The 12375-nt window shown below is 70.0% G+C and carries 9 protein-coding genes and 1 pseudogene; 4 read left to right on the top strand and 6 right to left on the bottom strand.

What is annotated here, in order from left to right:
* Positions 1-4 precede the first annotated feature (4 nt).
* A complete protein-coding gene (locus ACT3SQ_RS11780) occupies positions 5-1834 on the top strand; it encodes a CTP synthase (protein ID WP_441445627.1) in 1830 nt (609 codons plus the stop codon).
* 64 nt (positions 1835-1898) lie between these two features.
* Here ACT3SQ_RS11780 and ACT3SQ_RS11775 read toward each other — a convergent pair.
* Positions 1899-2015: pseudogene (locus tag ACT3SQ_RS11775) on the bottom strand (hypothetical protein); the annotation flags it as partial.
* On the opposite strand from ACT3SQ_RS11775, the gene ACT3SQ_RS11770 reads away from it, so the two are divergent.
* A complete protein-coding gene (locus ACT3SQ_RS11770) occupies positions 1977-2600 on the top strand; it encodes an NUDIX domain-containing protein (protein WP_441445646.1) in 624 nt (207 codons plus the stop codon). The pseudogene ACT3SQ_RS11775 and the gene ACT3SQ_RS11770 overlap by 39 nt on opposite strands.
* Positions 2601-2658: 58 nt before the next feature.
* On the opposite strand, the gene ACT3SQ_RS11765 is transcribed toward ACT3SQ_RS11770, so the two are convergent.
* From ACT3SQ_RS11765 to msrB, 3 genes are all read right to left on the bottom strand, one after another.
* Positions 2659-3807 carry an HRDC domain-containing protein gene (locus ACT3SQ_RS11765; protein WP_444601154.1) on the bottom strand — a complete coding sequence of 383 codons (1149 nt, stop codon included), beginning with the start codon at positions 3805-3807 and terminating at the stop codon, positions 2659-2661.
* Positions 3808-3854: 47 nt separating this feature from the next.
* Complete coding sequence (locus ACT3SQ_RS11760; protein WP_441445626.1) at positions 3855-4526, bottom strand: DUF3000 family protein; 672 nt, start codon at positions 4524-4526, stop codon at positions 3855-3857.
* Positions 4527-4615: 89 nt separating this feature from the next.
* Complete coding sequence (msrB, locus tag ACT3SQ_RS11755; protein ID WP_441445625.1) at positions 4616-5068, bottom strand: peptide-methionine (R)-S-oxide reductase MsrB; 453 nt, start codon at positions 5066-5068, stop codon at positions 4616-4618.
* 123 nt (positions 5069-5191) lie between these two features.
* On the opposite strand from msrB, the gene ACT3SQ_RS11750 reads away from it, so the two are divergent.
* Positions 5192-6547: an alpha/beta hydrolase family protein gene (locus ACT3SQ_RS11750; RefSeq protein ID WP_441445624.1), complete on the top strand. Its 1356-nt coding sequence runs from the start codon at positions 5192-5194 to the stop codon at positions 6545-6547.
* A 226-nt stretch (positions 6548-6773) separates the two neighbouring features.
* Positions 6774-7877 carry a cell division protein ZapE gene (gene zapE, locus ACT3SQ_RS11745; RefSeq protein ID WP_441445623.1) on the top strand — a complete coding sequence of 368 codons (1104 nt, stop codon included), beginning with the start codon at positions 6774-6776 and terminating at the stop codon, positions 7875-7877.
* Between the two features lie 69 nt (positions 7878-7946).
* Here zapE and treZ read toward each other — a convergent pair whose 3' ends face one another.
* Both treZ and treY read right to left on the bottom strand, forming a co-directional pair.
* Positions 7947-9740 carry a malto-oligosyltrehalose trehalohydrolase gene (gene treZ / locus ACT3SQ_RS11740; protein WP_441445622.1) on the bottom strand — a complete coding sequence of 598 codons (1794 nt, stop codon included), beginning with the start codon at positions 9738-9740 and terminating at the stop codon, positions 7947-7949.
* Positions 9737-12319, bottom strand: a complete 2583-nt coding sequence (treY, locus tag ACT3SQ_RS11735; protein WP_441445621.1) for a malto-oligosyltrehalose synthase — start codon at positions 12317-12319, stop codon at positions 9737-9739. The genes treZ and treY overlap by 4 nt, the downstream gene beginning before the upstream one ends.
* Positions 12320-12375 lie beyond the last annotated feature (56 nt).

Genomic DNA, 12375 nt, shown 5'->3' with positions numbered 1-12375 from the left:
GTCCGTGGTAGATAACAGCGCGAGCGCCCCCCAGACCGGCACCAGCCCCCTTCAACGACTTGGGGCGGCCGCAGCGGCCAAGCCCTTCAGGAACCACGGCACTACCAAGCACATCTTCGTCACCGGCGGCGTCGTCTCGAGCCTCGGCAAGGGGCTGACCGCCTCGTCTCTCGGGATGCTGCTGAGCAGTCGCGGACTGCGGGTGACGATGCAGAAGCTCGATCCGTACCTCAACGTGGATCCGGGCACCATGAACCCGTTCCAGCACGGAGAGGTGTTCGTCACCGAGGACGGCGCCGAGACCGATCTGGACATCGGGCACTACGAGCGGTTCCTCGATGAGAACCTCACCGCGAACTCCAACATCACCACCGGCCAGGTCTACTCCACCGTGATCGCGAAGGAGCGCCGAGGCGAGTACCTCGGCGACACGGTCCAGGTGATCCCGCACATCACCGATGCGATCAAGGCGTCGATGCGCTCCCAGGCCGGGGACGACATCGATGTGATCATCACCGAGATCGGCGGGACCGTCGGCGACATCGAGTCCCAGCCGTTCCTCGAGGCGGCACGTCAGGTGCGCCAGGACGTGGGCCGGGACAATGTGTTCTTCGTGCACGTCTCCCTGGTGCCTTTCATCGGTCCGTCCAAGGAGCTGAAGACCAAGCCCACCCAGCACTCCGTGGCGGCACTGCGCTCGATCGGCATCCAACCCGATGCGATCGTGCTGCGCAGCGACCGTGAGCTGCCCGCCTCGGTGAAGGCGAAGATCTCCTCGATGTGCGATGTGGACCTCGACGCAGTGGTCACCTGCGCGGATGCCTCCTCGATCTATGAGATCCCGCGGGTGCTGCACGGGGAGGGATTGGACGCCTACGCCATCCGTCGCCTCGACCTGCTCAGCCATGACGTCGACTGGGCGCAGTGGGAGGAGCTGCTGCAGCGGGTCCATCACCCCGACTACGAGGTCAGCGTCGCCCTGGTCGGCAAGTACGTCGACCTGCCGGACGCCTATCTCTCGGTCACCGAGGCGCTGCGAGCCGGGGGCTTCCACCACCGCGCGAAAGTGAACCTGCGCTGGATCGAGTCCGATCTCTGCACCAGCCCCGAGGGGGCGGCGGAACAGCTCAAGGGGGTCGACGCGATCGTGGTGCCCGGCGGGTTCGGGGTGCGAGGGGTCGACGGGAAGATCGGTGCCCTCCGCCACGCGCGCACCCGTGGCATCCCTGCGCTGGGGCTGTGCTTGGGAATGCAGTCGATGGTCATCGAGTACGCCCGCAGCGAGCTCGCTCTGGCAGATGCCCACTCCACCGAGTTCGATCCGGACACCGCCCATTCGGTGATCGCCACCATGGCCGAACAGGCCGCCATCGTCTCCGGTCAGGGTGACCTGGGCGGGACGATGCGCCTGGGCTCCTATGAGCACACGCTGGTGGAGGGTTCACTCGCAGCCCGGACCTATGGCACCACCACGGTCTCCGAGCGTCACCGTCACCGCTACGAGGTCGGCAACGCGTACCGCGAATCGCTCGAGCAGGCAGGGCTGCGGATCTCGGGGACCTCGCAGCTCGAGGATGGCCACAGCCTGGTCGAGTTCGTCGAGCTCGACCCGGAGGTTCACCCCTTCTACATCGGCACTCAGGCGCACCCCGAGCTCAAGTCCCGCCCCACCCGCGCCCATCCACTGTTCGCGGGGCTGATCGGCGCAGCGGTTGAGCTGCAGAAGGCGACCCGGCTGCTGGAGGTCCCCTCGGAACCTGCCGATGCCGCACAGGACCTCGACGGCACGACGCCGAAGGACGACACGATGACGAAGGAGCGAGCAGATGACTGACCAGAACCGCGGCTCCGCGGAGAGCAGCACCGCCGAGAGCCGCACCGCCGAGAGCCGCACCGCTGAGAGCCGCACCGCTGAGAACCGCACCGCTGAGCACCGCACCGCTGAGAACCGCGCCGAGAGCGGCACCGAGGCGCCTCTGCGGGATCTGCCCGACCGCCGCCCGGTCGCCGCTCATCGCCTTCTGCATGAAGGCATGGTGTGGGATCTGGTGCGGGACACCGTGGACTTCGCTGAGGGAGTGCGCTTCGACCGCGAGTACGTCTGGCACACCGGAGCGGTGGCGGTGCTCGCCGTCGACGATCAGGACCGGGTGCTGATGATCCGGCAGTACCGCCATCCAGTGGGCCACAGCCTCTGGGAGATCCCGGCTGGCCTGCTCGATCTCGACGGCGAGGCACCGCACATCGCCGCGGCGCGGGAGCTCGCCGAGGAGACCGGATATGAGCCCGGGCAGATGCAGACCCTGGTGGATCTGCGTCCCAGCCCGGGAGGCAACGACGAGGTGATCCGCGTGTACCTCGCCTCCGGCGTGCGAGTGAGCTCCGCGGAGTTCGAACGCACCCATGAGGAGGCGGAGCTGATCTCCCGCTGGGTGCCGCTGTCCGAGGCGGTGACCGCGGTGCTCGAGGGCCGCATCACGAACGGGACCACGGTCTCCGCTCTGCTGGCGCTGCAGGTGCTGCGCAGCGCTGGATCCGAGCGCGCGACGCAGCTGCGAGCTGCCGACGCGCCGTTCATGGAGCGTCCAGGGAGGGACTGAACCGGCGCGGTCTGAACCGGCATGATTCGAACTGGTGCGGTCTCAGTCCAGCTTGCTGTCAGTCCTGCTCGGTGAGTGACCGGTGGATCACCGGAGCGGCCTGCTCGACCTGCCACGGCCGGGCGCCGAGTGCGGTCAGCTGCTCGGCGATCTCGGTCTCCTCCGGGGCCTGCTCGTGCTCCCACACCCAGTGGCGCAGCAGCGCGGGCTGGAGCAGGTTCTCCGGCGGCATCTCGAGATCCTCCGCCCGTTCACCGACGGCGGTGCGCACCAGCTGGTAGCGCTCGGCGACCTCGGGGTACTTCTTGGACCACAGCTTGTGCGGCGGGGGATAGGAGCGTTCGCTGCGCTCGGGCAGATGAGCCGGAGGCAGTTCGATCCCGGTGCGTGCGGCCTGCCACCAGGTGTCCTTGCGGCGGAGCTTAGCGGGCAGCGCACGGTCGAAGGCCTCCCGGCCTCGGGGTGCCTCCTTCGCGGCGGCGACGATGTCCCGATCCTTGATCACCCGGTGTGGGGAGAGGTCCTCGGCGCTCGCGATCTGATCGCGACGGTTCCACATCTCGCGGGCCGCCGCGAGCTGTCGGGTGCTGCGCAGGCCCCCCAGGCCGTGCAGCCCCCGCCAGCTGGAGGACCGGGTGGGTCCGTGCTCGCGGGTGCGCTCGTGCTCGAACTCCTGGCGCGCCCAGTCCTCCTTGCCCGCCGCGCGCAGCCGCTCGACCAGGACCTCACGGACCTCCACGAGCACCTCCACATCGAGGGCCGCGTAGCTGAGCCATCCCTCGGGCAGCGGGCGCCGCGACCAATCAGCGGCGGAGTGCTCCTTGGCCAGATGCAGTCCCAGGGTGTCCTCGACGACTGCGCCGAGACCCACCCGCTCCATCCCCAGCAGCCGCGCGGCCAGCTCGGTGTCGAAGAGCGCTGCCGGGTGCAGGCCGAGCTCGGCGAGGCTCGGAAGGTCCTGGCCCGCCGAATGCAGCACCCATTCCCGACCCGCCAGCAGCTTGATCAGGGTGCCCGGCATCGGGAATGCCAGGGGATCGATGAGCGCGGTGCCGGCCGCTTCGGTGCGCAGCTGGACCAGATAGGCCCGAGAGCTGTAGCGGTAGCTCGAGGCACGCTCGGCATCGACCGAGACCGGCTCCTCGGGAGCGGTGGCGGCGGCCTCGCACCAGGCCAGCAGCGGCTGGATCCGATCGATGACGGGCATGAGACCGTCGCGGGGCGCCTTGAGGTTTTTGAGCTGGGGCGAGTCCGTCACCGGGCGTCTCCCGCTTCCTCGGGGCGCGGTGCCCTCGCGCGATGGGTGGGGGCGATCGGGGCGATGCGCGGCGGTGCCGGGGGCAGACCGCCGGCCGCAGCAAGCATCGCGGTCCAGGCAGCGAAATGGGGCACCAGATCGATGGCCGGCAGTTCTCCCTGCCCGGCGTCCTGTTGTGCACTGGGGCTGTCCGAGGGTACGAGCGGCTCGGGCGTCCAGGACACCCGCATCTCGACGTCCACCGTGGACGCGCGCGAGGCGAGCGCCCCGTAGGACTGGGAGACCACCCGGGTGGCGGTGCAGCCCAGCTCCCGGGCCTCGGCCTCATGGAGCTCGAGGGACTCGGTGACCCAGGACCAGGCCACGTCGCCGAGCATCGACTCGATCGCGAACTCGGGTTCGAGCTGCGCCTGGACCAGCGCGACCATCCGGTATGTGCCGTCCCAGGACTCCTGCCCCTCCGGATCGTGCAGGATCACCAGGCGACCGGAGGCGAGCTCATCGTCATGCACGAGGATCTCGCCGGTGCAGGCCCACGTCGACGGTGCCATCCGCGACGGGGCGGGGATGGTGCGCCAGCTGAACTCTGCGGGCTGAGGAGCGTTGGTCATGGCGTCGATGGCGGCACGGAAGGTGTCATCGCTGGAGCGGATTCGATGGACGGACACGCAGGGAGGCTATCCGCGGCGTGACCTCGAGTCCGGCAGGCGCGCCGAGCTCTCCCCGCTCTGCGGGATCAGCTCGTCGTGCTGCGCGATCAGGCGGGGTCGGCGGCGCTCGCGCTCGCGTCGTCGCTATGGACCAGACTGATCGAGTTGATGCAGTACCGCTGGTCCGTCGGCGTCGCGAAGCCCTCTCCCTCGAAGACGTGACCCAGGTGGGAACCGCAGCCGGCGCAGCGCACTTCGATGCGCCGCATCCCCAGGGAGACATCCTCGAGCAGCTCCACGGCGTCGGAGTCCGTGGGGGCGTAGAAAGCTGGCCAGCCGCAGTGGGCGTCGAACTGGGTGGTGGCGGTGAACAGCTCAGCGCCGCACCCCTTGCAGGCATAGGTGCCCGCTGAGCGGACCTCCTCGTAGTCACCGGTGCCGGGGCGTTCGGTGCCGCCCTGTCGGAGGACCTGGTACTCACCAGGGGAGAGGCGCTCGCGCCACTCCAGATCGCTGACGGTGATCGGGTACGGACGGGTGCCGATGGGTTCGGTGGACATCTGAGAGCCTCCGATTCTGCGACGCCCGAGGGTGTCGCTCATACGAGCTGGCGATCGCTCGTGAGGGGATGGTGAACGAGGCGTTCACAGTCTCGATCCTAGCCCCCCGATAGGATGCGCGGTATGACGCGCGACCTCTACCGGACCCGCCGGACCACCGGCTCGCTGGGCCGTTTCCTGCCCCGCCCGCATCGTCCTGACCAGGCACGCTGGCCCGAGGTGGCCGTCTACGGCGCCGTCGGAGCGGCCTCGATGTTCGCGCTCAGCGGAGGCCTGCTCACCGTGGGGGCACGGGTCATGGCCAGACTGCCGCTGGTGCCGCGCGAGACCCTGCGCGGCCGCCGGGACGTGGCGATCCGCGCGGTCCACCCGGATCGAGTTCATCTGGACGACACCAAGGTCACCCGTCGCGGTGGGGTGCTCGCACTCCGCCAGGGCGGTGGCGCCGTCCACGTCCGGCTGGGGCCGGTCGACGGGCGGCCGACGCCCACCACCGTCTCGCGGCCCCGATGGGGCGATGACACGGCGGAGCCGCTCGAGGTGGACCGCGCCGCGAGCAACGGCTTCTACTGGGCCGGGACCCCGCAGACCGCTCACGGCCTGCCCACCGAGGAGGTCCAGATCGACTCGCCGGTGGGGCACATGCCCGCCTGGCAGGTGCGGCCCGATGCTGACCACGGCTCCGCCAGCGGCAATGAGGACACCTGGGCGATCCTCATCCACGGGCACGGCTCCGCGCGCGGTGAGGCGCTGCGCGTGATCCCGTTGCTGCACAGGCTGGGCCTGACAAGCCTGGCGATCACCTATCGCAATGACGTCGGCGCACCTCCCTCCGCTGACCGCATGCACCATCTCGGAGCCGCTGAGTGGGAGGACACCGAGTCCGCGATCGACTACGCGGTGGCGCAGGGGGCACGTCGGATCGTGCTGGTGGGATGGTCGATGGGCGGTGGGATCGCGCTGCGCACCTCCGTCCGCTCTGCGCATCGGGACCGCATCATCGCGCTGGTGCTGGACTCCCCGGCCGTGGACTGGCAGGACATCTTGTTCCATCACGCGACCTCCCTCAAAGCTCCCACTCCGATGCGACAGCTCGCCCTGTGGATGATGACCTCGCAGATCGGTGCCCGGATGGTGCGCCTGCATGAGCCGCTCGCGCTGCATGAGATGACGCCTCCGTACTACGCCGAGCGCCTCATCCATCCCACCCTGCTGTTCCATGCCCTGGATGACGAGACGGTCCCGCCCGAGCCCAGCAGGCAGCTTGCTGCGCTGCGGCCCGACCTCATCGAATTCGTCCCCTTCGAGGGCGCCTCTCACACCCGGGAGTGGAACCGCGACCCGGCCCGCTATGAACGGCTGCTCGCGGACTACCTGGTGCGCGAGCTGGGACTCGAGGAGTCCGTGGGCAGGGTCGAGGTGCCGGTGCGAGACCCCGCCTCTCCTGCTCTCGAGGGATCGATCGGCCTCCGACTCTGAACCGTCGCTGGCGGTCGTGAGGCCTGCGCCAGCACTGCCGCACCGGGGCCAGGCGGCGATGTGCGCCGCCGGGTGGCGGTCGGGGCGGTCAGGGAGGTCAGCGGCGGTCAGCGGCGGTCGGTGGCGACGAGTGGGGCTGCGCGGCGATGTGGTCTCGCTCATCCACCAGCGGCACCCGAGGCGGAGAACCGGCGAGCGCGGGATCCCGCCGCCTACACTGACCGGCGTGACCGATGCACTGAGCGACCGCCGGCCCGCACCCTCCCTCGAGCGCCTGCTCGCAGATCTGGTGCCGCCGCCGCGCTTCGCCCAGGCGCGGTTGGATAACTACGTCCCGGACCCCGCGTATCCCTCCCAGGAGGAGGCCAAGCAGCGCATCACCGCCTTCGCCGCTGCGCTCGGGCAGCCGCGCGGCGGCTTCCTGGCCCGCCTGCGCCGGAAGCCGGAGCCCGCGCTCGGCATCTACCTCGACGGCGGCTTCGGGGTCGGCAAGACCCACCTGCTCACCAGCTTGTTCCATGCGGTCGACGGCGCGCGCGTCTACGGCACCTTCGTGGAGTACACCGATCTGGTGGGGGCGCTCGGGTTCCAGAAGGCGGTCGACCTGCTGGGCGAGTCGCAGCTGGTGTGCATCGACGAGTTCGAGCTCGACGATCCCGGCGACACCCTGCTGATGACCCGTCTGATCCGCGAGCTCTCCGACCGGGGCGTCGCGATCGTCGCCACCTCGAACACCCTGCCCGATGCGCTCGGCGAGGGACGTTTCGCCGCCCAGGACTTCCTGCGGGAGATCCAGGCCATGGCTCAGCGGTTCCAGGTGCTGCGGATCGACGGCGAGGACTACCGGCGGCGTGACGGCGTCAGCGAGATCTGCACCCTTCCCGAGGCGGAGGTGGCTGAGCACGCCGGGTCCACCCCGGGGGCGACACTCGACAGCTTCGACCCGCTGCTGAAGCACCTGAGCACCGTGCACCCCTCCCGCTATGGCGCCCTGATCGATGAGGTCTCCTCAGTCCACCTCGTCGGCATGCATGGGCTCACCCGTCATCACGACGCCCTGCGCTTCGTGGTCCTGGTGGACCGGCTCTACGACAGGGAGGTGCCCACCCTCGTAGCCCTCGCACCGGGCAACAACGGCGAGCGCGAAGAGGAGCGAGAAGGGGAGCGCGACGGCGACGATGCGCCCCCCGTGCTCGGTGACCTCTTCTCCGAGGAGCTGCTGCGCAGCGGCTACCGCAAGAAGTACCTGCGATCCCTCTCGCGGCTCGCCTCACTCGCGAACGACGGTGCGGGGCTGCTGCGCACGGGCGGGGTCGACGCAGTCTCTTGACCCGCTCAGGCGGCGCCGACGGAGTTTCTTGACCCGCTCAGGCAGTGCCGACGCCGTCTCCTGGCCCCCCTAGACAGCCGGTAGGGGACGCAGCACCGCTGCTCCGGGGCCGGGCATCGAGAGCGTGCCGTCCGGTGCTCGATCGATCCCGCCGAAGGAGGCGAGCACCTCGGCCGCGCGGAGACCTCCAGCCAGCGGACCCGGTCCTCGATGGGCCAGTACGGCTAGATCCCCGCGCTGCAGCAGCACGGTCTCCTCGGCGAGCACCTTGACCCTGGTGCGTCGGAGGTCCGGATCATGGAAGTCCGCCTGCTCCCGGCGCAGGGCGATCAACGTGCGATACCACTGCAGCATCTGGGCATGGCTGCCCTGCTCCCGCTCGCTCCAAAGTAGCATCGAGGACTCGAAGGTCGTTCGCGACTGCGGATCGGGGACCTGCTCGGCCCAGCCCATGGCGGCGAACTCCGCGACCCGCCCGGCGCTCACCAGCGGGCCCAGCTCGTCGTCATGGTCGGTGAAGAAGGCGAACGGCGTCGAGGCCGCCCACTCCTCGCCCTGGAACAGCATCGGGGTACCCGGGCCCAGCAGGATCAGGGCGATCGCCGCGGCCTGCTGCGCGAGGTCGATGCCATGGTGGATGCGGTCTCCGCTCGCGCGATTGCCCACCTGGTCGTGATTCTGCAGGAAGGTCACGAAGGAGTGCGCGTCGTAGTCGGCGGACGCCGGATCCACGGCAGCTCCCCACACCGTGTCGCGGAACGTGGAGAAAGTGCCCGCATGCAGGAAGACCCGCTGCAGCACGGCGGCGAGCGCCTCGGCGCTCCCGAAGTCTCCGTAATAGCCTGCCCGCTCGCCCGTGATCCAGGCGTGGACGCCATGGTGGACATCGTCGGCCCATTGCATGTCCATGCCGAGGCCGCCGGCGCGGGTGGGGGAGACCGTGGCCGGGTCGTTGCGGTCAGATTCTGCGATCAGGGTCAGCTCGCGGCCGGTCTCGTCCTCCCAGGTGGAGACCGCCTCGGCGAGCTCGGCCAGGAAGTGCTGCGGGGAATCGTCCTGCAGCTCGTGGACGGCGTCCAGGCGCAGCCCGTCCAGGCCCACGTCCACCAGCCACTGACGGACGCTGCCCAGCAGGAAGTCGCGCACCTGGCGGGAGCCCGGCTGATCGAGGTTGACCGCCTCGCCCCACGGGGTCTCGTGCTGGTCGGTGAAGTAGGGCCCGAACATGCCCAGGTAGTTCCCGGAGGGGCCCAGATGGTTGTGCACCACATCGAGCAGCACGGCGAGCCCGCGGGAATGCGCGGCCTCGACGAAGCGGGCCAGCCCGGCGTGCCCGCCATAGGCGGCATGGACCGCGTACAGGCCCACCCCGTCATAGCCCCAGCCGCGATCTCCGGGGAAGGTCGCCACCGGCAGCAGCTCGATCGCGTCGACCCCCAGCTCGACCAGTGCGTCGAGCCGCTCGATGGCGGAGTCGAAGTTGCCTCCGCGCCCGTCGGGCCCGGGGGCGAAGGTGCCGACGTGGAGCTCGTAGAGCACCCGCCCGCGCAGGCTCCTGCCCCGCCATGGGGTCGCGGTGCGCAGGGACCGAGGATCGAGGACCTCGCTCTCGCCGTGCACGCCGTCCGGCTGCGACAGGGACCTCGGATCGGGCAGCCATAGCTCGCCCTGATCGAGCCGGTAGGCATAGCGGGCTCCCGGCACGGCGGGCACGTCGGGCAGGCGGAACCAGCCCTCTGCGCTCGCGCTCATCGGGTGCACGACGCCGTCGATCCGCACCTCCACGGTGCGGACGGCCGGGGCCCACAGCTCGAAGCGGTCATAGCGGCGGGGGCCGGGAGGGCTCGCAGCACCGGTGGTCATCGGGACTCCTCCATCCCCGCGCTGCGCACCAGCAGCGCGACGGGCCAGGCGTCGAGCAGCTCGCCGAGGCTCACCTGACCGCCGTCGAACTCGGCGCCGCTGAGCGCATCCCGCCAGCGTCCGGAAGGCAGCGCGATCCAGCCGTCTCCCCAGCCTCCACGCTGGGCGAGCCCAAGGGCGAGGCGAGTGACGACCGTGACGACCTCAACGTCTCCCTCCGCGGCCGCCCGACCGAAGGCGACCGCATGTCCCGTGGTGGTGGGCAGCGGATGGTAGCTCGCGTCCCGTCCCTGGAAGAGCTCAGGGCGCGCTCTGCGCAGCACCAGCGCACGGTGGGTGAGCCAGAGCTTCTCGTCGGCGATCCCATCGGGTCCGGCACCCTCGATCATCCGGGCCAGCCGCTCCTCATGGAGCGCATGGTCCACGGGGCGCCGGTTATCCGGATCCACGAGGGAGAGATCGATCGATTCATTGCCCTGATACACATCCGGCACCCCGGGCATCGTCAGCTGCACCAGCTTCTGCCCGAGGATCGCGCTGCGCTGCGCGGCGGCAGTGCGGCGAGTCCAGTCGGTGAGGATCCGCTGCACGTCGGAGGACTCCAGCGCCGCGCGTCCCAGCGCCAGCACCTGCTGCTCGTAGTCCGCATCCTGCTCGGTCCAGGTGGTGAAGCTCTTCGCCTCCCGCATGGCCTTGAGCAGATATCCCTCGAGCCGCTCCGCGCTCAGCGCCGCGGCCGACGATCCGGGAAGCTCCCAGCATCCGGCGAGGGTCTGCCAGAGGAGCAGCTCGATCGCCCCGTCGACCCGGTCCCCGCGGTCCTCGGCGGTCGCACGGTCGAGATCCTGCACCACCAGCGCCCATTCCAGCGGCTGCTCGGTGAGCACCGCGAGCCGCGCCCGGACGTCCTCGCTGCGCTTGGTGTCATGCGTGGACAGAGTGGTCATCGCATCGGGGCGGGTGCGGACCATCGACTGCGCATGATCGTGCAGCTGGTCCGGTTCGACACCGATCCGGTCCGGGTCCGCGCCGACCTCGTTGACAGGCAGGAAGCGGGTGTAGCGGTAGAAGGCGGTGTCCTCGAGCCCCTTGGCGTGGACCGGGCCGCAGGTCTGTGCAAAGCGCACCACCACCTCGTCCCGCTCCGCGCTGCCCGTACGGCCCGCGCTGCCCACCTCGTCCCCGCAGACCAGCGCGAGCACCGTCTCCAGGGTGGTCACCACATCCTCGTCCTCACCGAGACGCTGGCGCGCGCGGGCCGCCGCCTGCTCGAGGACCGCCCGCTCGGAGCCGGAGGCCGGCTCGCCGGGGACGATGTAAGCGCGGTAGCGGTCCATCGACCCCAGCAGCGCGACGATCACCTTCTGCAGGTTCCGACGGGTCGTGTCGCGCAGGCGGATGTCCTCCTGGCAGATGCGGTGGATCAGGGTGGTCAGCCGTTCAACCTCCGCCCACAGGCTGGTGGAGACGATCAGGTCCGTCGACTCCTCGGCGACCTCCTCGAAGGGGCGCAGGTCCCCGGTGCGTCGCTGCCACAGATGCGTCAGACCGATCGCCCCGTGCGGGTCATGGAAGAGCCCTCCCACTCGCCAGAGGGCGTCGTAGCCGGTGGTCCCCGCACAGGGGAAATCACCGGGCAGCTGCTCCTCGCCCTCGAGGATCTTCTCCACCACGGTCCAGGCGCCACCGGTGGAGCTTTCGAGGTCCCGCAGGTAGCCGCGGGGATCGGACAGGCCGTCGGGATGATCGATGCGGTAGCCGTCGATGACCCCTTCGCCCTGCAGACGCAGCAGCGTCGCATGGGTCGCCTCGAACACGTGCGGCAGCTCCACCTGGAGCCCGGCGAGGGTGTCCACGTCGAAGAAGCGGCGGTAGTTCAGCTCCTCATCGGAGACCTTCCAATACGCCAGGCGGTACCACTGCCGTTCGAGCAGATCCGCCAGGCCCAGGTGCTCGGTGCCGGCGGCGACCGGGAGCACATGGTCGAAGTAGCGCACCACGGTCTCGACCGCGGTGGTGCCGTCGGCCTGAGGGATCTCCTCCGGGCCCACACTGATCTCCCCATCGGCCAGGACCGCACCGATGGTCCTGCCGAGGACGGGCACCAGGATGGACAGCTCAGACGAGGGGTCAAGATCGAACCAGTCGGCGAAGGGGGAGCGGGGCCCGTCCCGCAGCACCGACCACAGCGCACGGTTGTGCCAGATCGGGGTGGGGATCGCCATGTGGTTGGGCACCACGTCGACGATCAGTCCCATCCCGTGGGCGTGCGCGGCGTCGGCAAGTCGGCGCAGCGCCCCCTCTCCGCCGATCTCCTCGCCGATCCGGGAATGGTCGACCACGTCATAGCCATGGGTGGACCCGGGAGCCGCCTGCAGCACGGGGGAGCAGAACAGGTGCCCCACGCCGAGCCGGGCGAGATACGGGACCACGGCTACGGCATCGTCGGCGGTGAAGCCCTCGTGCAGCTGCAGACGGTACGTGGAGGTCGGCACGGGCCGGATGGCGCGCAGGGCACCGGTGGTGGTCGCGGTTTCAGCCCCCCTCGCGGCGGGACGGTGGCTGGAATCGGTGCTCACGGGTCGATGCTCTCCTTCATCACGGCCCGGGCCAAGGTCGCTGCCCCGGGGCAGGG

Source organism: Brachybacterium sp. AOP42-C2-15, assembly GCF_052377065.1.
Lineage (GTDB): Bacteria > Actinomycetota > Actinomycetes > Actinomycetales > Dermabacteraceae > Brachybacterium.
This window is presented reverse-complemented; position numbering and strand designations above follow the sequence as displayed.

Excerpts from the sequence above, each read along its gene's own strand:
- ACT3SQ_RS11750 (WP_441445624.1), top strand. The coding sequence starts at position 5,192 with ATGACGCGCGACCTCTACCGGACCCGCCGGACCACCGGCTCGCTGGGC.
- msrB (WP_441445625.1), bottom strand. The coding sequence starts at position 5,068 with ATGTCCACCGAACCCATCGGCACCCGTCCGTACCCGATCACCGTCAGC.
- treZ (WP_441445622.1), bottom strand. The coding sequence starts at position 9,740 with ATGACCACCGGTGCTGCGAGCCCTCCCGGCCCCCGCCGCTATGACCGC.
- ACT3SQ_RS11765 (WP_444601154.1), bottom strand. The coding sequence starts at position 3,807 with ATGCCCGTCATCGATCGGATCCAGCCGCTGCTGGCCTGGTGCGAGGCC.